The organism is Paracoccus aminovorans (genome assembly GCF_001546115.1).
Taxonomy (GTDB): Bacteria; Pseudomonadota; Alphaproteobacteria; order Rhodobacterales; family Rhodobacteraceae; genus Paracoccus; species Paracoccus aminovorans_B.
The window spans coordinates 565758-587003 of record NZ_KQ955209.1 but is presented as its reverse complement, the minus strand read 5'-3'; the positions used below and the strand labels follow the sequence as shown (position 1 = coordinate 587003).

At 69.1% G+C, this 21246-nt stretch carries 16 protein-coding genes; 3 read left to right on the top strand and 13 right to left on the bottom strand.

Features of this window, described 5'->3' with window-relative positions:
* The first annotated feature begins 105 nt into the window (after positions 1-105).
* Complete coding sequence (locus tag ASV56_RS14665; RefSeq protein ID WP_062562772.1) at positions 106-2079, top strand: NADH:flavin oxidoreductase; 1974 nt, start codon at positions 106-108, stop codon at positions 2077-2079.
* 24 nt (positions 2080-2103) lie between these two features.
* On the opposite strand, the gene ASV56_RS14660 is transcribed toward ASV56_RS14665, so the two are convergent.
* From ASV56_RS14660 to ASV56_RS14625, 8 genes are all read right to left on the bottom strand, one after another.
* Positions 2104-3564: an NAD-dependent succinate-semialdehyde dehydrogenase gene (locus ASV56_RS14660; RefSeq protein WP_301336097.1), complete on the bottom strand. Its 1461-nt coding sequence runs from the start codon at positions 3562-3564 to the stop codon at positions 2104-2106.
* The gene (locus tag ASV56_RS14655) at positions 3561-4613 is read right to left on the bottom strand and encodes a tartrate dehydrogenase (protein WP_062562770.1); all 1053 of its coding nucleotides are present in this window, start codon (positions 4611-4613) and stop codon (positions 3561-3563) included. The genes ASV56_RS14660 and ASV56_RS14655 overlap by 4 nt, the downstream gene beginning before the upstream one ends.
* 11 nt (positions 4614-4624) lie before the next feature.
* Positions 4625-6088 carry an aldehyde dehydrogenase family protein gene (locus ASV56_RS14650; protein WP_062562769.1) on the bottom strand — a complete coding sequence of 488 codons (1464 nt, stop codon included), beginning with the start codon at positions 6086-6088 and terminating at the stop codon, positions 4625-4627.
* Positions 6089-6203: 115 nt separating this feature from the next.
* Positions 6204-7529, bottom strand: coding sequence for an NAD(P)/FAD-dependent oxidoreductase (locus ASV56_RS14645; RefSeq protein ID WP_062562768.1), 1326 nt, complete (start codon positions 7527-7529; stop codon positions 6204-6206).
* Positions 7526-7825: a (2Fe-2S)-binding protein gene (locus ASV56_RS14640; RefSeq protein ID WP_028716727.1), complete on the bottom strand. Its 300-nt coding sequence runs from the start codon at positions 7823-7825 to the stop codon at positions 7526-7528. Before ASV56_RS14640 ends, ASV56_RS14645 begins: the two co-directional genes overlap by 4 nt.
* Positions 7822-9789 carry a hydantoinase B/oxoprolinase family protein gene (locus tag ASV56_RS14635; protein ID WP_062562767.1) on the bottom strand — a complete coding sequence of 656 codons (1968 nt, stop codon included), beginning with the start codon at positions 9787-9789 and terminating at the stop codon, positions 7822-7824. Before ASV56_RS14635 ends, ASV56_RS14640 begins: the two co-directional genes overlap by 4 nt.
* A 4-nt stretch (positions 9790-9793) precedes the next feature.
* Positions 9794-11827, bottom strand: coding sequence for a hydantoinase/oxoprolinase family protein (locus tag ASV56_RS14630; RefSeq protein ID WP_062562766.1), 2034 nt, complete (start codon positions 11825-11827; stop codon positions 9794-9796).
* 75 nt (positions 11828-11902) lie between these two features.
* On the bottom strand, positions 11903-12784 hold the full coding sequence (locus tag ASV56_RS14625) for a LysR family transcriptional regulator (protein ID WP_062563330.1): 882 nt from the start codon (positions 12782-12784) through the stop codon (positions 11903-11905).
* A 100-nt stretch (positions 12785-12884) separates the two neighbouring features.
* Between ASV56_RS14625 and ASV56_RS14620 the strand changes: the two genes are divergently transcribed.
* Entirely contained in the window at positions 12885-13979 is a 1095-nt protein-coding gene (locus ASV56_RS14620) for an NAD(P)/FAD-dependent oxidoreductase (protein ID WP_062562765.1), read from the top strand.
* A 2-nt stretch (positions 13980-13981) separates the two neighbouring features.
* Here ASV56_RS14620 and ASV56_RS14615 read toward each other — a convergent pair whose 3' ends face one another.
* Positions 13982-15307, bottom strand: coding sequence for an NAD(P)/FAD-dependent oxidoreductase (locus ASV56_RS14615; protein ID WP_062562764.1), 1326 nt, complete (start codon positions 15305-15307; stop codon positions 13982-13984).
* 155 nt (positions 15308-15462) lie between these two features.
* On the opposite strand from ASV56_RS14615, the gene ASV56_RS14610 reads away from it, so the two are divergent.
* Entirely contained in the window at positions 15463-15957 is a 495-nt protein-coding gene (locus tag ASV56_RS14610; RefSeq protein WP_198019337.1) for an Lrp/AsnC family transcriptional regulator, read from the top strand.
* A 105-nt stretch (positions 15958-16062) separates the two neighbouring features.
* On the opposite strand, the gene ASV56_RS14605 is transcribed toward ASV56_RS14610, so the two are convergent.
* From ASV56_RS14605 to ASV56_RS14590, 4 genes are all read right to left on the bottom strand, one after another.
* Positions 16063-17718: an ABC transporter ATP-binding protein gene (locus ASV56_RS14605; RefSeq protein ID WP_082724853.1), complete on the bottom strand. Its 1656-nt coding sequence runs from the start codon at positions 17716-17718 to the stop codon at positions 16063-16065.
* Positions 17718-18566 (bottom strand): ABC transporter permease, encoded by an 849-nt coding sequence (locus ASV56_RS14600; protein WP_062562762.1) that lies wholly within the window; start codon positions 18564-18566, stop codon positions 17718-17720. Before ASV56_RS14600 ends, ASV56_RS14605 begins: the two co-directional genes overlap by 1 nt.
* The gene (locus ASV56_RS14595; protein ID WP_028712723.1) at positions 18566-19525 is read right to left on the bottom strand and encodes an ABC transporter permease; all 960 of its coding nucleotides are present in this window, start codon (positions 19523-19525) and stop codon (positions 18566-18568) included. The genes ASV56_RS14600 and ASV56_RS14595 overlap by 1 nt, the downstream gene beginning before the upstream one ends.
* Before the next feature lie 64 nt (positions 19526-19589).
* Positions 19590-21203, bottom strand: coding sequence for an ABC transporter substrate-binding protein (locus ASV56_RS14590; protein ID WP_062562761.1), 1614 nt, complete (start codon positions 21201-21203; stop codon positions 19590-19592).
* Positions 21204-21246: the final 43 nt, after the last annotated feature.

The following is a 21246-nucleotide window of genomic DNA, read 5'->3' as shown; positions in this document are numbered from 1 at the left end:
CGTATACCCCCCGTCAGGATTATCAAGCTTCCTGCCACGCCTGTCCTCGCGCAGGTTGGAAGACAGCTTGCACCCCAAAGGTGCCGCTGCAGACAGGACCACGAGATGCAGATGATCGCCCCCGACACCCGTTCCGCCGACCCGCTTCTTCGCCCGTTCCGCCTGCGGGGGCTGGAGCTGCGCAACCGCATCGTCAGCACCAGCCATGCCTCGCTGCTGGACGATGGCGGAATGCCGGGCGAACGCTACCAGGCCTATCACGAGGAGAAGGCGCGCGGAGGCGTCGCCATGACGATGATCGGCGGCTCGGCCATGATTTCGCGCGATTCCAGCTGGGGCGGGGGGCAGCTGAACCTTGCAGGTGACGCGGTTATCCCGCATCTGGCGGCGACGGCGGAGCGGATCCATGGCCATGGCGCGGCGATCATCTGCCAGATCTCGCATCTGGGGCGGCGGGCCACGGCGCTTGGCGGGGCCTGGCTGCCCGCTATTGCGCCGTCGCGGGTGCGCGAGACCCGGACCCGCAGCTTCCCGAAAGAGATGGACCGCGCCGATATCGACCGGGTGATCGCGGATTTCGCCGCCGCCGCCCGGCGCTGCCAGGAGGCGGGACTGGACGGGGTCGAGACGCTGACCGGCGGGCACCTGATCGGCCAGTTCCTGTCGCCGCGCACCAACCGTCGCAGCGACGGCTTCGGCGGATCGCCTGCCAACCGCGCCCGCTTCGCGCTGATGGTGCACGAGGCGATCCGCCGTGCCGTGGGCGACGATTTCGTGGTGGGCATCCGCTATGTCGTCGACGAAGGCGGCACGGACGGGCTGACCGCCGGCGACGCTCTGGACATCGCCCGGATGATCCAGGCCGAGGGGCATGTGGACCTGTTCGACTGCATCTATGGCCGCATGGACAGCGACCTGCTGCTGACCGAGGACAACATGCCCGGCATGTTCCAGCCCTCCGCCCCTTACCTGGCGCATATCCGCGCCTTCCGGCAGGCCGTGTCGCTGCCGGTCCTGCACGCGGGCGGCATCCGCGACGTGGCCACCGCGCGCCATGTGCTGCGCGACGGGATCGCGGATCTGGTCGGCATGACGCGCGCCCATATCGCCGACCCGCATCTGGTCGCCAAGATCGCGGCCGGGGTCGAGGATCGCATCCGCCCTTGCGTCGGCGCCTCCTATTGCCTGTATCGCAAGGCGCATTGCGTCCATAACCCCGCAACCGCGCGCGAAACCACCCTGGGCCATGCCATTCCCCGGTCCCCCGCACCGCGCCGCGCCATTGTCGTGGGCGGCGGCCCGGCGGGGATGGAGGCCGCGCGCGTGCTGGCCGAACGCGGCCACCGCGTCACCCTGATCGAGGCAGCCGCGCGCCTTGGCGGGCAGATCCTGGTGGCGGCCAAGGCTCCGGGGCGCCGCGACCTGCTGGGCATCATCGAGTGGCGGCGCAGCGAGTTGGAGCGGCTGGGGGTGGATGTCCGCCTGAACACCTGGGCCGAGGCCGCAGACATCCTGGCCGAGGCCCCAGGCATCGTCGTCGTGGCGACCGGCGGCATTCCCGACCTGGACTGGCTGGAGGGGGCCGGGCATTGCCACAGCACCTGGGATCTGCTGAACGGCGAGGTCGCGGCTCAAGGCGACGTGCTGGTTTATGACGGCACCGGGCGGCAGGCCGCGCCGTCCTGCGCGCTGAAGCTGGCCGAGGGGGACCGCAGCGTCATCCTTGCCACCCCCGACGCGGTCCCTGCAGCCGAGATGCCCTATCAGGATGCGACCAGCTTCCGCAAACGCTTCTACCAGGCGGGCATCGCCACCCTGACCGATCATGCCCTCATCCGGGTCGAGCGCCAGGGAAACCGGCTACGCGCCACTTTCCGCAATGAAATGTCCGGGGCGGAACGCAGCCTGGATACCGCGCAGGTGATCGTCGAACACGGCACGCTGCCGATGGACGATCTGTTCACCGAATTGCGCGCCTCAAGCGAGAGGTTCGCGCTGCACCGGATCGGCGATGCGGTCGCCAGCCGCGACCTGCATGCCTCGATCCTGGATGCCTATCGGCTCTGCCTGGGACTGTGACAGGGTTTTGAGAGGCGGCGGGCGTTACAGCCCGCCGAAATGGAACGCCTTGGTTTCCAGATACTCCTCGATCCCGTCCTGCGCTCCCTCGCGGCCAAGGCCCGATGCCTTGACGCCGCCGAAGGGGGTTTCGGCATGGCTGACCGCGCCGGTGTTCAGGCCGACAAGGCCGAACTCCAGCGCTTCGCCCAGGCGGAAGGCGCGCGCGATGTCGCGGGTGAAGAAATAGGCGGCCAGGCCGAAGGGCGTGCCGTTGGCGATGGCAAGCGCCTCCTCCTCGGTCTCGAAGCGGAAGATCGGGGCGACCGGGCCGAAGGTTTCCTCGGCGGCCAGTTGCATCTCGGTCGTGGCGCCGATCAGAACCACCGGATCGGCATAGGCATCAGGCAGATCGCGCAGGGCTGTCGCGCGGGTCGCGCCCTTGGACAGCGCGTCCTCGACATGGGCGCGGATCTTGGCGATGGCGGCGCCGTTGATCATCGGGCCGATGGTCGTGCCCTCGGCCGTGCCGGGGCCGACCTGCAGCGCATCGACGCGCTTCGCCAGCGCCGCGACAAAGGCGTCGTGGATGCCCGATTGCACCAGGATCCGGTTCGCGCAGACGCAAGTCTGCCCGCCGTTGCGGAACTTGGACAGCATCGCGCCTTCCACCGCCGCATCCAGATCGGCATCGTCGAAGACGATGAAAGGCGCGTTGCCGCCCAACTCCAGCGACATGCGCTTCAGCGTCGGCGCGCATTGCTCGGCCAGCAGCGCGCCCACGCGGGTCGAGCCGGTGAAGGACAGCTTGCGCACCACCGGGCTGGCAGTCAGTGTGGCGCCGATCGCCGCGGGGCGGCCGGTCAGGATGTTGATCACGCCCGCGGGAATCCCGGCACGTTCGGCCAGGACGCCAAGCGCCAGCGCCGAATAGGGGGTGAAGTCCGAAGGTTTCACCACCATCGTGCAGCCCGCCGCCAGGCCAGGGGCGACCTTGCGGGTGATCATCGCGATGGGGAAGTTCCAAGGCGTGATGATCGCGCAGACGCCCACCGGCTCCTTCATGGCAAAGACCTTCTTGCCCGGCACCGGCGAGGGGATGATCTTGCCGTTGATCCGCCGCGCTTCCTCGGCAAACCAGCGCAGGAAGGAGGCGCCATAAAGCACTTCGCCCCGCGCCTCTGCCAGGGGCTTGCCCTGTTCTGCGGTCAGGATCTGCGCCAGGTCGTCCGCGTGGTCCAGCATCAGCTGATACCAGGCCATCAGCAGGTCGGCGCGCTCGGCATGGGTGCGCTTGCGCCAGTCCACCATGGCCCGTTCCGCGGCGGCGATGCCCTGCGCGGTTTCATCCGCCGTGCAGTCGGGCATCGTGCCCATGGCGCGGCCGGTGGCGGGGTTCGTCACCTCCATGTCGGGGCGGGCGATCCATTGGCCGTCGATCAGCGCGGCTTGGCGGAACAGGCCGGGATCGTTCAGCTGCGGGCCGAAATCGGTCATGTGGTTCATGCTTGCTTCTCCAGCGCAGCCAGGACGGCTGCGGTAATGGCATCGGTGCCGTGCAAGCCGGGGCGGATGCCGATACCCCGGGCGGTGGCGGATTCGATGGCGGCCAGCACCGCATCGGCGGCGGGCTTCTCGCCCAGGTGCTCCAGCATCATCGCGCCCGACCAGATGGCGGCGATGGGGTTGGCGACATTTTTCCCCGCGATGTCGGGGGCCGATCCGTGGACGGGTTCGAACATCGACGGGCCGCTGCGGTCGGGGCAGATATTGGCCGAGGCCGCGAAGCCCAGGCCGCCCTGGATCGCCGCACCCAGGTCGGTCAGGATGTCGCCGAACAGGTTCGAGGCCACGATCACGTCCAGATCCTGCGGCGCCATCACCATCTTGGCGGCCATGGCGTCGATATGCATGGGGCTGACGGTCACGTCCGGGTATTCGGCGGCAACCTGCTGCGTCACCTCGTCCCAGAACACCATCGAATATTTCTGCGCATTGGATTTCGTGACCGAGGTCAGGTGCCCCCGCCGCGCCCGCGCCTGTTCGAAGCCGAAGCGAATGATGCGCTCGACCCCCTTGCGGGTGAAGATCGCGGTTTCGGTGGCGACCTCGTTGTCGCGGCCCTGGTGGACGCGGCCGCCGGCGCCGGAATATTCGCCCTCGGTATTCTCGCGGATGCAGAGGATATCGAAGCCTTCCGCCCTCAGCGGGCCTTCCACGCCGGGCAGCAGCCGGTGCGGGCGGATATTGGCATATTGGTCGAAGGCCTTGCGGATCGGCAGCAGCAGCCCGTGCAGCGACACCGAATCCGGTACCGTGGCGGGCCAGCCGACCGCGCCCAGATAGATCGCGTCGAAGGGGCGCAGCTGCTCGATCCCGTCCTCGGGCATCATGCGGCCGGTCGCCAGACAGGTCTCGCAGGACCAGTCGAAGCGGGTCGGTTCCAGCGTGAAGCCGAAGCGCGCGGCGGCGGCGCCCAGCACCTGCATCGCGGCGTCGGTCACATCCACGCCGATGCCGTCGCCGGGGATCAGCGCGATCTTGTGGGCGGTCATGGTCTTCTCCTTCAGATGTCGATCAGCACCGATTTCGTGCGGCGGTTCGCGGCGAATGCCTCGCGCCCCAGATCCTTGCCAAGCCCTGAGGCCTTCCAGCCGCCGGTCGGCAGGATATGGTCACGCGACCGGCCATAGCGGTTGACCCAGACCGTCCCCGCTTCCAGCCGCCGGGTCAGGCGCAGCGCGCGGGACAGGTCGCGGGTGAACAGCCCGGCGCAAAGGCCATAGGTCGGGTGCTGGGCCAGGGCCAGCCCCTCCTCCTCGGTGTCGAAGGTCTGGAAGGTGGCGACCGGCCCAAAGATTTCCTCGGTCACGGCGGGATTGTCGGCCGAAACGCCGCCGATCAGGGTCGGCCGGTAGAAGCTGCCCTCGTGATCGAAGCGGGTGCCGCCGCACAGGATCTCGCCGCCCTGCGCCCGCGCCGCCTGCACGATGCCGTCGATCCGCCGCAGCTGCGGGTCCGAGATGATGGGCGAGAAGCCGGGCCTTTCCGCCCAGGTCGGCGCAGGCCGCGGCCTGGCGAAGCGGTCGGCCAGCCGCGCGGCCAGCGCATCGGCGATGCCGCGCTGCACGATGATGCGCGATCCGGCGATGCAGAACTGGCCCGCATTGGGCAGGATGCCGCGTTCCAGGCAGGTGGCGGCCAGGTCGATATCGGCATCGTCGAACACCAGCATCGGGCTTTTTCCGCCCAGTTCCAGGGTCATCGGCTTGATGCCGGTGCGCGCGATATTCTCCATGATCGCCGCGCCCGCGCAGGTCGAGCCGGTGAAGCTGACCTTGTCGATGCCGGGATGCCCGGTGATCGCCGCTCCGGTGACCGGCCCGTCGCCAAGGACGACATTGACCAGCCCCGCGGGAATGCCTGCGCGCACCGACAGTTCGGCCATGTAGAGCGTGGACCAGGGCGTCATCTCGGACGGTTTCAGCACCACGGCATTGCCTGCGGCCAAGGCCGGGGCCAGCTTCCAGCCCGCCATCGAGATCGGGAAGTTCCAGGGCGCGATGGCGCCGACCACGCCATAGGGTTCGGCGGCGATGAAGCCCAGGCTGCCCGCGCCCGTGGGCACCAGGTCGCCGCCTTCCTTGTCGGCGAATTCGGCGAAGAAACGGATCTGTTCTGCCGTCACCGGCACGTCGCCTGCGGCCACATGCGCGACGGGGCGGGACGAGCAGACCGCCTCCAGCCGGGCGAGCACCGGGGCCTCGGCCTCGATCAGGTCGGCCCAGGCATGCAGCGCGCGCAGACGGTCGCGGGGATGCAGGGTCGCCCATCCCGACACGGCAAGCGCCCGCCGCGCCGCCGCCACCGCGCGGTCCACCATGGCCGCATCGGCCACCGGGACATGGCCGACCACCCGGCCGCTGGAAGGCGCGCGCACCTCGAGCCGCGCCTCGTCCTCGACATAGGCGCCGTCGATGAAATGGCCTGCGGGCAGGGTCAGGGACAGGGGATCGAAGGCAAGGGTCATGGCATCCTCGGCTGTTGGGACAAGGGTGGCGCGGGGCGGTCGGCGAAAGCTGCCGAAGGGGCGCGTCGGGCAGCAGAAATCACCGTGCCGCACCGAGGCACGGAAGATTATGCTGTCAGTCCTCCAGCAACGCGCCGACGGGCACCGGGCGCACCGGGGGCTGGCCGCGCAGCCGGCCCGCCTCCTGCGGGGCAAGACCGGCGTGGCGGGCGATCAGCGCGGCGGCGGCAAGCTGGCAATAGCGGCCCTGACAGCGGCCCATGCCGATGCGCCCCAGGGACTTCACGCGATTGGCCTCGGCCCCGCCCAGGCCTGCAGCATCGCGCATCTGCCCCAGGGTGATCCCCTCGCAGCGGCACAGGACAGCCGCATCGGGCAGCGCATCCAGTTGGCCCGAGGGCCAGGGAAAGGCGTGTGCCATCGCGGCGGCGAAGCAGTGCAGCCGCCGGGCGCGGCGCAGCAGCGCGCGCGTGCCGGGCGTGGCGATCCCCAGGTCGGTCAGGCAGGCATTGGCGGCCAGGGCACCCGCGACCTCGGCGCCGTCCGCGCCCAGGATGCGCAGCCCGTCTCCGGCCAGATAGAGGCCCGGCCCCGCCCGGCCCATCTCATCCGCGACCGGCAGCCATTGCGCCCAGGTGTCGGACCATGCAAAGCGCGCGCCCGCCAGGTCGGCCAGTTGCGTTTCCGCCCGCAGGTGCCAGCCAAGCGCCACCGCGTCGCATTCCGTGACCTGCGCCCGGCCCCAGCCATCGCACCAATGGACCGCATCCGCGGCGATCCGTTCCAGCCGGACGCCGGCGTGATACAGCCGCCCAAGCCGCGCCCGCATCGCCAGCCCCCGCGCCGTCACCGCCGGGCGGGTCAGGGCCATGCCGATGCCGCCCCGCATCTGCGTCGCCAGGGACGAGGTGTCCAGCACCGCCGCGACCCCTGCCCCCGCCGCCAGCAGCTGCGCCGCCACCAGGGTCAGCAGCGGCCCCGATCCTGCCAGCACGATCTGCCGCCCGATGGCCACGCCCTGCGCCTTCAGCGCGATCTGCGCCGCGCCCAGGGAATAGACCCCGGCACGCTGCCAGCCATCCACCGGGACCAGGCGGTCGGTGGCCCCCGTCGCCAGGATCAGCCGGTCATGGGGAATGCGTGCCGCGCCGACATGCGCCACCCCGTCGCGGATCGCATGGACCGCGGAGTGCGGGCGATAGTCCACCTGCCCCGCCGCCACCATTCCGTCGAACAGCGCGTGCAGCGCCCGCGCCTTCCCGGCCTCGGAGCCGTAGAGCTTTTCCGGCGGGCGGGTGAAGCCCTCGGGCGGGCGGCGATAGATCTGGCCGCCGGCCCGCGCGGCTTCGTCCACCACGACCGGGCGCAGGCCCGCGCGGACCAGCCGCTCTGCCGCGCGGATGCCCGCAGGCCCGGCGCCGACGACCAGCACCCGCGTCATGCGGGCCACCCTTGCGGCGCCTCGGAAAGCAGCCGCATCCCCGCCGCAAGGGGCGTCGAGCAGGCGCGCAGGCGCGAGCCGTCCTCGGCCCAGATCCAGCAATCCTGGCAGGCGCCCATCAGGCAGAAGCCCGCACGCCGCTCCGGCCCGAACTCGGCCGGGCGCAGCGATCCGGCGCCGGTCAGGATCGCGGTCAGCACCGTGTCGCCCATCAGCCCGGTCATGTCCCGCCCGTCGAAACGGAAGGCGACCGGCGCGCGCCCCGTCTCGGCCAGCCGGACCAGTTGCCCGGTCATTCCGCGGCCTGCGCAAGGGCCGGGCGCGGCAGGTCGGGGAAACGCGCGCAGACGGCATCGAAGGCGCGGTGCACGGCCTCGGGGCCATTGCCCTCCATGCGGCGGAAGATCTCGGTCTTGGCGAAGAAGCGCCAGTGGATCGGCAGCGCCGTCAGGATCGCCGTCAGGGCCTCATAGGCGGCGCTGGTCCAGCGCGCCTCGAAGCCGTCGCGTTCGGGGCCGAAATGGAAATGCCCCTGATGTTCCGTCGCCTGCGCCCGCAGCGCCGCCGTGGCATCGGCATCGCCGACGACCACGCCGTAATCGCGCCGCGCCGCATCGACCGAGACATAGCCCCGCGCCACATCCTGCTCGACGCGCCAGACCTCGCGCTCGAAGGGGTTGCCGCGCCCGCCGCCCCCGGCGGAACGGATCATCAGCACATCGCCGGGGCCAAGGATCGCGGTGTCGGCGGACCCGGTGCGCCGTTCGTCGGGCGTTCCGGGGTTCACGATCATCTCGGCCAGGCCCGCCGCCTTGCCGCCCAGGATCCCCCAGGGGCGGAAGACGCTGCGGTCGCGGTTGCGCGCGGTGATGCTGCTGTCGGGGGCGAAGACGCGGAAGGCCATCTCGGTGGCCAGCCCGCCCCGCCAGCGACCGGCCCCGCCGCTGTCCTGCGCAAGGCCGTAGCGGACGAATTCCACCGGCACCTCGGTCTCGGTGATCTCGATGGGGGTGTTCTTCAGATAGGCCGCGTCCGCGCCCGAGCCGTTGGTGCCGTCGCGCCAGGGCATGCCGCCGCCGCCGCCCACCACCGGGTTCACGGCAGCGATGACCGTCTTCTGCGTGCGCTCGTCCCGCGTCATCACGTTGATGATGCAGTTGTTGCCGGCGGGCGCGGCGGGCATCCGGTCGGGAATGGCCTGCGAGAATGCCCCGAAGATCACCGACCGCAACCGCGCGCAGGTCAGCGACCGCATCCCCACCGCAGCGGGCGCGACCGGGTTCAGCACCGTGCCTTCCGGCGCGATGCAGGTGAAGGGCCGCGTCAGCCCGGTGTTCAGCAGGATGCGCGGGTTCAGCGTATAGAGGACGTAATAGACCCCCACCAGCAGCATGGTATGCCGCGGATCCCCGCCCGAGGGCACGTTCAGCGAACTGCCAAGCTGCGGGTCCGATCCGGTGAAATCCAGCACCGCGCTGTCGCCCCGGATCTTCAGGGTCAGGTTCAACCGGCAGGGATTGGCCTGGTCGCTGTCCTCGTCGGCGTAATCGGCGAAATGGTAATCCCCGTCCGGGATCGCGCGCAGGATGTCGCGGGCCTGCGCCTCGGCCTGGTCCTTCAGCGCCGCGACGCCCTGGACGAAGCCCTGCTTGCCGAACCGGGCGATCATCTGGTGCACCTTGCGCTCGCCGGTGTTCAGCGCGCCGACCAGCGCCTTGATGTCGCCGATGTTCAGCGCGGGCTTGCGGACATTGGTCTGCATGATCCGCAGGATCTGCTCGTCGAAGACGCCTTCGTTCACCAGCTTCATCGGCGGAAAGCGGATGCCTTCCTGGTGGATCTCGGTCAGGGACCGGGACAGGGACGCCGGCACCGCGCCGCCCATGTCGGTGTTGTGGATATGCCCGCCGGTCCAGGCGACGATCTCGCCATCCGCGAAGACCGGCTTCCACAGGTGGGTGTCGGGGGCATGGGTCGCGACATGGCCGGAATAGGGGTCGTTGGTGAAGGCCACGTCGCCGGGGCGGTAATCCTCCACCATGGCGATAGCCCGGCCATAGGTCAGGCCCGGATACCAGGTCGCGCCCAGGTCCATCGGCACCGCGAAGGTGTCGCCGCCCTTGTCCATCAGCATGACGGTGAAGTCCTGCGTTTCCTTGACGAAGGCCGAATGCGCCGTGCGGTGCAGCGTATGCGCCATGTTCTCGGCCGCCGCGCGGGCGTGGTTGGCCAGGACCTGAAGCGTCATCTTGTCGAACATGGGCTTACTCCGCAAAGCTCAGGTGGATGTTCAGGTGGTCGTCCACCTGGGCCGTCGCGCCTTCGGGGATGGCGAAAGTGGTGTCTTCCTGCGTGACGATTGCGGGGCCGTGGAAACGCGCACCCCCCGTCAGGTCCGCGCGGTCATAGAGCGGGATCTCCTGCCAGGCCCCCAGATGCACCGGCACATGGCGCGCGGGCCGGGGGGGGGCGGGATCGCCCGTCTCTACCGGGAATTCGGGCTTCGGCCCGGCACCGATGGCGGACAGGCGCAGGTTCACGATCTCGATCCGGCCCTCGGGGTCGTCGAAATCGTAAAGACGCAGATGCGTGGCGTGGAAGGCCTGCGCGATGCGGGCGGGATCGTTCAGCCAAGCGGGTTCCAGACCGACCTCGATCTCGTAGCTCTGGCCGGCATAGCGCATGTCGGCGGACAGGTGCAGGTCGGCGGCGCCGTGATGGCCCTGGGCGGCCAGCCAGGCGCGACCGTCATCGGTCAGCGCCCGGAACGGCGCGGTCAGATCCGCGCCCAGATCGGCAAAGACCGTGCGGATGAAGTCGCCGCGCAGATCGGCTACCAGACCGCCAAGCGCAGAGACCACGCCCGGACGGCGCGGGGCGATGACGCGCGAGATCCCCAGCTCGCGCGCCAGGAACGCCCCCAGCATCGGCCCGCCGCCACCAAACGGCATCAGCGCGAAATCCCGCAGATCGACGCCGGCGCGCGAGGACAGCTTCTCGACCTCGACGAACATCTCGGAAATCGCGATGTCGAGGATCGCCTGCGCGGTTTCCTCGGGGCCGCGGCCAAGCTGCTCGGCCAAGGCAGCAACGGCCTGCCGGGCCAGCGCCACGTCCATCTGCAACTGGCCGTAGGCCATCTGGCTGTGGCCCAGCCAGCCGCAGACCGCCATCGCATCCGTCACCGTGGCCTGTGTCCCGCCGCGTGCGTAGCAGGCCGGACCGGGGTTCGATCCCGCCGATTCCGGCCCGACGCGCAGCACCCCCTGCGCGTCCACGCTGGCGATGGAGCCGCCGCCGATGCCGATGGAACTGACCGAGACCGAAGGGATGTGCAACGGAAACTCGCCGATCAGCTCGTCCGATCCGAACTGCACCTGCCCGTCCACGATCAGCGCGAAATCGGCCGAGGTGCCGCCGATGTCCAGCGTCAGGATGCGATCCTCGCCGGCCTGGCGGGCCAGCCAGCTTGCGCCGATCACGCCGGATGCCGTGCCCGACAGCAGCATCGACACGCAGTCGCGCCGCCCCTCGGCCGCGGTCATCAGCCCGCCGTTCGACTTGGTCAGCATGGCGCGGGCCGGAACCCCCTGCCCCGCCAGCCGCGATTCCAGCGCCGTCAGATAGCCCGCGACGCGCGGATGGACATAGCCGTTCAGGATCGCGGTCGAGCTGCGCTCGTATTCGCGGATCACCGGCCAGACCTCCGCCGAGGTGAAGACGAACAGATCGGGCGCCTGCGCCTCGATCTGCGCCTTGACGGCGGCCTCCTGCGAGCCGTCGCGCCAGGAATGCAGCAGCGCCACGATCACCCCCTCGGCGCCTGCGGCCTTGGCGCGGGCCACGGCATCGGCGATGGCGACCCCATCGGGGGCGAGGGTCTGGCGGCCGTCGGCGCGCATCCGGGCTGGGATGCCGAAGATCATGTCGCGCGAGACCAGCGGGTCGGGCCGGTGGCAGAACAGCGAATACATCTCGGGCATCCGCAACCGGGCGAGCTCGATCACATCCTCGAAGCCCGCATTGGTGATCAGCGCCAGGCGCGCGCCCTTGCGCTGGATGATGGTGTTGATGCCGACCGTGGTGCCGTGCACGAAGCGGCTGACCGTCGCCGGATCCAGCCCTTCGCGTTCAGCCAGCAGCCGAAGCCCTTCCAGCAGTTCGGCGCCGGGATCGTCGGGCGTGGTCAGCACCTTCAGCGATGCGACGCGGCCCGAGGTCGCCTCCAGCGCGCAGAAATCCATGAAGGTGCCGCCGATATCGACGCCGATCTTCCAGTCCGCTACGGTCCCGTCCATTCCGCCACTCCATCATTGGTCGAGGCGATGGAACCAGAAGCGGCGATCCGCGTCCAAGACGCAAAGCGGCGCGGGCTATAAGTCGGGCTTATGCCTTCGGATCGTGTCCCGCATCAGGCTTTCCGCGCGCGACAGCACGCGGCCCTTCAGCGTCAGCAGCGACAGGGGCAGCGCCGCATCGTCCAGCAGCGGGCATTGCCGGATGCCCGCGAACTGCGCCCAGGGCAGCAGGGAATCGACCACCGCAATCCCCAGCCCCGCCTGCACGAAGCCCACGGCGGTGATCGACATGTCGATCTCCAGGATCGGCTCGAACCGCAGGCCCTGGACGCGGGCCGCCTGGGACAATTCATGATGTGGGCGGGTCGCCGCGCGATAGGAGATCAATGCCTGATCCTGCAGATCGGCAAGTCTCAGCCCGTCGCGGTCCACGAACGGATGGTCCGGCGGCAAAAGACAGGTAAACCGCGTGCCCCCCAGCGGCTCGACGTCGATATCGGGCGGCATCGTGTCGTCCAGCGCCAGCGCCAGCATGGCATCCCCTGCGCGCAGCATGGTGATCAGCGAGGCGACCGGGGCGACATGGGCGCGCACCAGGATGTCGGGATGCGCCTTGCGATAGGCGGCCAGCACCCCCGGCAGGAAGGACATCGCCGGCGGGGGCGAGGCCGCGATGCGCACCAGCCCCGCCCGCCCCTGCCGCAGGTCGGCGGTCTTGCGGCGCAACCCTTCCAGCCCGCCGAACAGCCGCTCGGCATCGGGCAGCAGCTCCAGCGCCTCGGGCGTGGGGTGCAGGCGGCCCTTTTCGCGGGTGAACAGGGGAAAGCCCAACTCGTCCTCGGCATGCAGCAGCACCTGGCTGAGGGCGGGTTGCGAGATGTTCAGCATCCGCGCCGCAGCGGTGATCGAGCCTGCGCGCATCACCGCCACGAACACCTCAAGCTGCCTGGCCCGCATCATGCCCCCATAGGTTCGACTTATGGTTCACCCAAGAACTCGTCCTTGACCCTTCATGCCCCCCGGCGTTCCCTTGGGCAAGGTTTTCGGGGGAACGCGGATGTCGGTGATCGTTCTGGGCGGCGGCTTGATGGGCAGTGCAACGGCGTTCTTCCTGGCGCGCCGGGGCATCGCCACGACCCTGATCGACAGCGGCCGCATCGGCGCCGGGGCGACCGTCGCATCTTTCGGCAACATCCGGCGCAGCGGGCGCTACCTGCCGCAATTGCCGCTGGCGCATCGCTCGCTTGCCCTGTGGCACCGGCTGGAAGCGCTGCTGGGCCGCGACGTGGAATTCCGCGCGGCCGGCCACCTGCGGCTGATCTTCAACGCCGAGGGCCTGGCGCTGATGCGCCGCTTTGCCGAAGACGCCCGACCCTGGGGATTGGAGCTTGAGGAGCTGGGCCCGGACCAGATCCGACGGCGCTTTCCGGGGCTTGGGCCGGAGGCCATCGCCGCGTCGTTCTCGCCCCGCGACGGGTCGGCCAACCCGCGGCTGATCGCGCCGGCCTTTGCCGATGCCGCGGCGCGGGCGGGCGTGCAGGTGGTGGACCAGGCGCAGGTGCTGTCCGTCCAGCCCGGCTTTACCGTCGAAACCGCGCGCGGGACGTTCCATGCTGATCGGTTGGTCAACTGCACGGGCCATCACGGCGCGGCTCTGGCGGCGCAGTTCGGCGAACCCGTGCCAATCGAGGTTCGCGGCCCGCAGATGGCCGTGACCGAGCCGCTGCCGCACCGCATCCTGCCGGTTGTCGGGGTCTGGTCGGCGGATCACGGCGCCTATCTGCGGCAGGTCGAACGCGGCAACGTGGTCTTTGGCGGCGCGGTGGACCGGGGGACGGTCGGCGCGGATGGCCGCGCCCATGCCGACCCCGCCCGCCTGCCCGCGCAATTGCGCGCGGTGGTGCGCCTGTGCCCGGCCCTGCGCCATGTTGCGGTGATCCGGCAATGGTCGGGGGCCGAGGGCTATGTCCGCGACGGCTTGCCGGTCATGGGCGCCTCGGGGACCACGGCGGGGCTGTTCCATGCCTTCGGTTTCTGCGGCCACGGCTTCCAGCTGGGCCCCGGCGTGGGCGATGCGATGGCGGAACTGGTCGCAACAGGCCGCTGCGAAACGCCGCTGGAGGATTTCCACATCGGGCGTTTTGCGGCATGAGCTCAGAACTTCGCCACCTTGCCCCATTGGCTGCCCTTGAAGCGGTCCAGCCGGTATTGCGCGATCTCGGTGATCGGCGTCCGGCCCAGGATCATGTCGGCCACCAGATGCCCGACCCCCGGCCCGATCCCGAAGCCATGGCCCGACAGGCCCGCCGCCAGGACCAGGCCCGGCAGGCCGCAATCCGCGTCAATGACCGGCACCCCGTCGGGCGTGCTGTCGATGAAGCCCGCCCAGCTGGCCTGCACGGGAATGTCCCGCAACGCGGGCAGCAGGCGGCGGGCGCGGGCCAGCGTTTCCCTGACCAGGGCCTTCGACGGATGCGGGTCGAGAATCCGCACCCGCTCCATGGGCGTTTCGCGATCCAGGGACCAGCGGGCGCGGGTCTCGAACCCCGCAGCCCAGCCCTGCAGCCCGCCGGGGCGCAGGGCGCGCCAGCGTTTCGCGAACATCGGCAGGAAATGCCTGGCGCCGGCGATCATCCGCGGCGTCGGATCCACATTGGCCCGGCCCGAGATCGCCAGCGTATAGCCGCCGTCGCCCCGGCGCGTGGCCGATACGGCAGCGGTATGCAGGGCATCGGGCAGCCCCTCGGCGCCCGGCATCACCGACAGGATCGAACTGCGCACCGAGGCTTGCGGGAAGCCGATCCCCAGCTGGTGCAGGAAACTGCCGGCCCAGGCCCCGCCGGCCATCACCACCGTGCCGGTGCGGATCGTGCCGCGCTCGGTCACGACGCCCGCGACGCGGCCGGCCTCAAGCTCCAGCCCGCGGGCGGCGCAGGACTGGATCACATGGCCGCCATGCTTGACGATGCCCTGCGCGATCAGCGGCGCGGCGCTGGCGGGGTCGGCAATGCCGTCCGTGGGCGACCAGACGCCGCCCAGCCAGGATTTGCCGGTGGCGCGGCCGCGCTCGGCAGCCTCGGGGCCCGACAGCATCCGCGTGTCGATGCCTTCGCCTTGCGCGAAGCGGCCCCAGGCGGCCCAGCCTTCCAGCTCGGCGGGGTCATCGGTCAGATACAAGAGCCCGCAGCGGCGAAAGCCGATGCCGGGGCCCAGGTCGGCGGCCATCTGCTCCCACAGGTCCAGGCTGCGCGTGGACAAGGGCAATTCGCGGGCATCGCGATTCTGCTGCCGGCACCAGCCCCAGTTGCGGCTGGACTGTTCCGCCCCGATGCGTCCCTTTTCCAGCAGCACCACGCTTTGCCCGGCACGGGCCAGCCAATAGGCGGCCGAGACACCGACAACGCCGCCGCCGATCACGACGCAATCGGCGCGGGCGGGCAGGTCTCCGGCGGTCTCGATGGACAAAAGCGGTGCGGGCATGGGGTTCTCCGGTCGTGTCACCGCAGGCTAGCGGCGGGTGGCCAGCCGCATCTGCCGCATCTCGCGGCGGCAGCGGCATTTCCTGTCGAATCGCAGCCGGTTGGCAGCGAGGCCGAATTGCAGCAGAAGGGACCCGGAACGGGAAGGAAGATCGAATGGCACCGCCGCTGAAACTGGACCGCATCGATGTGAAGATCCTGGCCGAACTGCAGAAGAACGGCCGCATCACCAATGTCGAGCTGGCCGATCTGGTCGCGCTGTCCCCCTCGCCCTGCCTGATGCGGGTCAAGAAGCTGCAGCAGGCCGGATACATCACCGGCTACAGCGCCCAGATCAACGTGGCGAAGCTGGGCGAGACGCTGACCGTCTTTACCGAATTCACCCTGAAGAACCACCGCCCGCCGGACTTCGCGCGCTTCCAGGAGGCGCTGGAAAAGATCGACAGCTGCATCGAATGCCATCTGGTGTCGGGCGGATACGACTATCTGGCGAAATTCGTGACCTCGGGGATCGTGGACTACCAGAACATCATCGAATCGCTGATCGACCGCGACGTCGGCGTGGACAAGTATTTCAGCTTCGTGGTGATCAAGACGCCCTTCGTCAAGACGCAGATCCCGCTGACCCGACTATTCGCGGAACGGTCCTGACGCCCGGCCGGACGAGACAGGCGGCGCCCGCCGGGCCTGTGCGGTCCGGCGGCATCCGTGGACAGGACAGCTGGTCGCGAAGGCTTGGGCCCTTGCCCGTCGCAGCTACCGTCCCGCGAACTGCGCCATCAGGGCGGGGTCCTGTTCCAGCCCCTTCAGCCAGCCGGTATCCAGCTGGGGGATCGAGCCGATCAGCAGGCGCGAATAGGGATGCGCGGCCTCGGTCGACATGCGCGCGGCGGGCAGCGCCTCGACCACCCGGCCCTTCAGCATCACCAGGACCTCGTCGCAGATCGCCTCGACCGTGGACAGGTCGTGGCTGATGAACATGTAGGACAGGTTCAGCTCTCGCTGCAGTTCCTTCAGCAGGTCCAGGATGGCCGCCGCGACGACGGTGTCCAGCGCCGAGGTGATCTCGTCGCACAGGATCAGCTCGGGCTCGGCGGCCAGGGCGCGGGCCAGATTCACCCGCTGCTTCTGCCCGCCCGACAATTCCGAGGGCAGGCGGTGGCGCAGGTGGCCGGGCAGGCGCACCATGTCCAGAAGCTCGATCACCCGGGCATTGCGCGCGGCCCCGGTCATGCCGTGATAGAAGGTCAGGGGCCGGGCCAGGATCGTCTCGATCGACTGCGCGGGGTTCAGCGCGGTATCGGCCAGCTGGAAGACGATCTGGACGCGGCGCAATTCGTCCTTGCTGCGCTGTTGCAGCGAGGGCGCCAGTTCCTTGCCGTCCAGCAGCAGGTTGCCGCGATAGGCGGGCAGAATGCCGGCGATGGCGCGGGCGAGCGTCGACTTGCCCGACCCGGATTCGCCGATCACGCCCAGGTTGCGGCCGCGTTCCAGCCGGAAGCTGACATCCTGCAGGATCTTCGCCGCCGGCACGCCGCCGCGGATCACGCCATAGCCCGCGCAGAGGTCCTGCACCGCAAGGATCGGCTCGGCCGCGTCGGGCCGGGCCATGGGGACATGCGGCACCGGCTCGAAGGCATCCAGCAGCTGGCGGGTATAGGGGTGCTTCGGCGCGTGCAGGATCTGCTCGGTCGGGCCTTCCTCCTGCACCACGCCGTTCTTCAGCACGATGATGCGGTCGGCGATCTGCGCCACCACGGCCAGGTCGTGGCTGACATAGACCCCCGCCATGGCGCCCTTGTCCATGACCGACTTGAAGGCGCGCAGTACCTCGATCTGGGTGGTCACGTCCAGCGCGGTCGTCGGTTCGTCGAAGATCACCAGCGCCGGATCGCCGATCAGCGCCATGGCCGCCGACAGGCGCTGCAACTGCCCGCCCGAGACCTGGTGCGGATAGCGGCTGCCGATGGTGTCGGGATCGGGCAGCGCCAAGGCGCGGAACAGCTGCCGTGCCTTGGCCTCGGCCTGCTCGCGCGGCATCAGCTGGTGGATGGCGGTGATCTCGACCACCTGGTCCATGATGCGCTTGGCCGGGTTGAAGGCCGCCGCCGCCGATTGCGGGACATAGGACACCTCGGTCCCCCGCATGGCGGCGCGCTGGCGCTCGGGCATCGCCGTCACGTCGCGGCGGCCCACGCGGATGCTGCCGCCCTGGATGGCGCAGCCGGGCCGCGCATGGCCCATCAGCGACAGGGCGATGGTGGTCTTGCCCGACCCGCTTTCGCCGATCAGGGCCACGATCTCGCCCGGGGCGATGTCGAAGCTGACGCCCTTGATGATCTCGACCTCGCGGCCCGAGTCGGTCCTGGCGCCGATCTTCAGGTCGCGCACGGAAACAAGCGGCTGATCCATCATTCGCTCCTGTCGCGGATGCGGGTGGGCAGGTTGTCGATGAACATGTTGACCGAGATGGTCAGCGAGGCGATGGCGATCGAGGGAAAGATCACCGCCGGCGCCCCTAGGCTGAGGCCCTCGATGTTCTCGCGCACCAGGGCGCCCCAGTCGGCATTGGGCGGCTGCACGCCAAGTCCCAGGAAGGACAGGCCCGACAGCACCAGCACGATGAAGACGAAGCGCAGGCCCAGATCGGCCAGAACGGGGCCCAGGATGTTGGGAAAGATCTCGCGCAGGATGATATGGCCGAAGCCCTCGCCCCGGGCGCGGGCCACGGTGACGAAATCCATGGTATTGACGTTGACCGCCAGCGCGCGGGCAAAGCGATAGGAGCCCGGCAGGTACATGGCCGCCAGCGTCACGATCAGGATCGGGATCGAGGATCCGACGGCAGCCACCACGACCAGGCCGAACAGCAGGTGCGGAATGCCGTTGAAGGCGTCCAGGAAGCGCGACAGCAGCGTGTCGAACCAGCCGCCGACCACGGCCGCGATCATGCCCAGAAGCACGCCGCCCGCGCAGGCCAGCATCACCGCGGCCAGCGCGATGCCGACGGTATAGCGCGTCCCCATGATGATGCGGGACAGGATGTCGCGGCCCAGATAGTCGCTGCCCATCCAGAACTGGCTGCTCATCGGGCCGAAATAGTCGAAATCGACCATGTCGCCGGGGGGATAGGGCGCGATCCAGGGGCCGATGATGGCGATCACCGCCCAGAACAGGATCACGGCCAGGCCGATGCGGCCCACCCAGTTGAAGGAATATCCCAGCCGGGCCGGGGTCGGAAGGCGCAAAGCAAGGGACATCAACGGCGCAACCTCGGGTTGGAGAGAATGGCGATCATATCGGCCAGCGTGATCAGCAGCAGATAGCTGATGCAGAAGATCATCGCGCAGCTCTGGATCAGGGGCAGGTCCCGGGTGGACACCGCGTCGACCATCAGCTTGGCGACACCGGGATAGTTGAAGACGGTCTCGACGATGATAACGCCGCCGACCAGATAGGACAAGGACAGCGCCACCGCGTTGGCAATGGGGCCAAGCGCGTTCGGCAGGGCGTGGCGCAGGACCATCCGCGTCCGCGACGCACCCTTCAGCAGCGCCATCTCCACATAGGGGGTGTTGATCGTCTCGATCACCGCGGCCCGCGTCATGCGGATCATCTGGGCCGAGACGACGAAGGACAGCGAGATGACGGGCATCGCATAGGCGCGCAGCATGTCACCGATGCTGTTCACATTGACCCCGAAGGACAGCGCGGGCAGCCAGTCCAGCCAGACGGCGAAGACCAGCACCGCCAGCGTCGCCACCATGAATTCGGGCACCGAGATGACGGAGATGGTCAGCACCGAGACCAGGCGGTCCAGCCAGGATCCGCGCCACATGGCGGCGGCGATGCCCAGGGTCAGCGCCACGGGCACGCAGACCAGCGTGACGATGCCCGCCAGGCGCAGCGTGTTCATCAGCCGCCCCGACAGCAGGTCGGCCACGGCCATCTTGTTGACATAGGACATCCCCAGATCACCCGTAGCAAGTCCGCCCAGCCAGGACAGGAAGCGCCAGATCGCCGGCTCGTCCAGGCCCATGGCGGTGCGCAGCCCGGCCACGGCCTCGGGGGTTGCGGCCTGACCCAGCAGCACCTCGGCCACGTCGCCGGGCAGCAGTTCGGTCGCGAAGAAGACCGCGAAGGACACGATCAGCAGCGTGATGAGCGCGATGCCCAGGCGCTGGCCGACCAGGATCCAGGTGGTTGCGGAACGCAGCATGTCACACCTCCATCAATGGGGATGCCCCTGCGCGCATTGCGCAGGGGCGCGGGGCGTGGGGATGTCAGCCCTCCAGCCAGACATATTCGGCGAAGGCATAGCCCATCTGGCCGCCCAGGGGATTGGGGCGCATGCCCTTCATCTTCGACGAATGCGCATCGACGTTGGAAATATAGGCGGGAATGATGGTGCCTGCCTCGGCCGCGATCATTTCCTGCATCTCCCAATAGATCGCCTTGCGCTTTTCCTCGTCCAGCAAGCCGCGCGCTTCGACCAGCATGGCGTCGAACTTCTCGGACTTGTAATGGCTTTCGTTCCAGGGCGCGTCGGAGGCGTAGAGCAGCGAGAACAGGATATCCGGCGTCGGGCGCGGGTTGATGTTGCCGAAATGGATCGGTGCCTTCAGCCAGTAGTTCGACCAGTATCCGTCGGACGGCACGCGCTCGATCTTGAAGGGCATGCCGGCCTGGGCGCCGGCCTGCTGGACGACCATGGCATAGTCGATGGCCGAGTTCGCCGCGTCCGAGGTGACGATGGGGATCGCCTGGCCCAGCACACCGGCCTTTTCGAACAGCGCCTTGGCGCGCTCGGGGTCGAATTCGCGCGGCTTCAGGTTCGGGTTGTGATAGCGGTCCATGGCCGAGACGGGCTGGTCGTTGGCGACCTCGCCCAATCCGCGCAGCACGCCGTTCACGATGGCCTCGCGGTTCATCAGGTATTTCATGCCCTCGATGAAGTCGGCCTTGTCGCCCGGCGCCATGTCCAGCCGGATGTTGAGGTTGGTATAGTTGCCCGCCGTCGAGATCGAGCTGACGACATGGCCCTGCCCCTCGATCATGCGCATCGACCGCGGGTTGATCGCGGCGGCCAGGTGGATATCGCCCGACAGCACGGCGTTGACGCGCGCATTGTTGTCCGAGATGGCGAAATATTCGAAGCTGTCCAGATAGGGGCCGGTGCCCTTGAAGTAGTTCGGATTGCGCGTGCCGATGGACCGCACGCCGGGCTCGAAGGTTTCGCAGAGGAAGGCGCCGGTGCCGTTGGCCTTGCTGAAATCGCTGGTGCCTTCGGCCAGGATCATGAAATGGTGCAGCGACAGGATCGTGGGCAGGTCGGCATTGGCCGCCGCCAGCACGATGCTGACGGTGCGGTCGTCCACGGCGGTGATCTCGGCCATCTGTTCGGCGATGGCGGCGGCCTTGGACCCCACGGCCGGATCCTGATGGCGCTTGAGCGACCAGACCACGTCCGACGCCGTCAAGGTCTTGCCGTCGTGGAAGGTCACGTCGGGCTTCAGCCTGATCTGCCAGGTCTTGCCGTCCGTCGTCTCGATGGACTCGGCCAGTTCCATCTTCACCTCGCTGCCCTCCTCGAGGAAGGTCAGCCGGTTATAGAAGGCGCAGCAGCGGGTGTAGTCGGTGGACAGGGACGCCTTGGCCGGGTCCAGCGTGTCGGCGGTCGAGGCCGACCAGCCCGCGGCCTTCAGGTGCCCGCCGGTGACCGGGGTTTGCGCAACGGCCTGACCGGCGCGCAGCAGCAGCGACCCGCCCGCCGACAGCGCCACGCCCGACGCCATCAGCATCTTGAGCAGGTCCCGGCGCGAGGCGCCGCGGCGGATTGCGGCCTCGACCATCGCGTCGTCGCGGCCCGTCCAGTTGTTCGGCTTGAGGTCTTTCATGTCGTCATCCCTGTTGCTTGCCCGGCGGCTCTCGTGTCCGCTC

Coding starts and splice junctions, on each gene's coding strand:
- ASV56_RS14665 (WP_062562772.1), top strand. CDS start 106: ATGCAGATGATCGCCCCCGACACCCGTTCCGCCGACCCGCTTCTTCGC.
- ASV56_RS14660 (WP_301336097.1), bottom strand. CDS start 3,564: ATGAACCACATGACCGATTTCGGCCCGCAGCTGAACGATCCCGGCCTG.
- ASV56_RS14655 (WP_062562770.1), bottom strand. CDS start 4,613: ATGACCGCCCACAAGATCGCGCTGATCCCCGGCGACGGCATCGGCGTG.
- ASV56_RS14650 (WP_062562769.1), bottom strand. CDS start 6,088: ATGACCCTTGCCTTCGATCCCCTGTCCCTGACCCTGCCCGCAGGCCAT.
- ASV56_RS14645 (WP_062562768.1), bottom strand. CDS start 7,529: ATGACGCGGGTGCTGGTCGTCGGCGCCGGGCCTGCGGGCATCCGCGCG.
- ASV56_RS14640 (WP_028716727.1), bottom strand. CDS start 7,825: ATGACCGGGCAACTGGTCCGGCTGGCCGAGACGGGGCGCGCGCCGGTC.
- ASV56_RS14635 (WP_062562767.1), bottom strand. CDS start 9,789: ATGTTCGACAAGATGACGCTTCAGGTCCTGGCCAACCACGCCCGCGCG.
- ASV56_RS14630 (WP_062562766.1), bottom strand. CDS start 11,827: ATGGACGGGACCGTAGCGGACTGGAAGATCGGCGTCGATATCGGCGGC.
- ASV56_RS14625 (WP_062563330.1), bottom strand. CDS start 12,784: ATGCGGGCCAGGCAGCTTGAGGTGTTCGTGGCGGTGATGCGCGCAGGC.
- ASV56_RS14620 (WP_062562765.1), top strand. CDS start 12,885: ATGTCGGTGATCGTTCTGGGCGGCGGCTTGATGGGCAGTGCAACGGCG.
- ASV56_RS14615 (WP_062562764.1), bottom strand. CDS start 15,307: ATGCCCGCACCGCTTTTGTCCATCGAGACCGCCGGAGACCTGCCCGCC.
- ASV56_RS14610 (WP_198019337.1), top strand. CDS start 15,463: ATGGCACCGCCGCTGAAACTGGACCGCATCGATGTGAAGATCCTGGCC.
- ASV56_RS14605 (WP_082724853.1), bottom strand. CDS start 17,718: ATGGATCAGCCGCTTGTTTCCGTGCGCGACCTGAAGATCGGCGCCAGG.
- ASV56_RS14600 (WP_062562762.1), bottom strand. CDS start 18,566: ATGTCCCTTGCTTTGCGCCTTCCGACCCCGGCCCGGCTGGGATATTCC.
- ASV56_RS14595 (WP_028712723.1), bottom strand. CDS start 19,525: ATGCTGCGTTCCGCAACCACCTGGATCCTGGTCGGCCAGCGCCTGGGC.
- ASV56_RS14590 (WP_062562761.1), bottom strand. CDS start 21,203: ATGAAAGACCTCAAGCCGAACAACTGGACGGGCCGCGACGACGCGATG.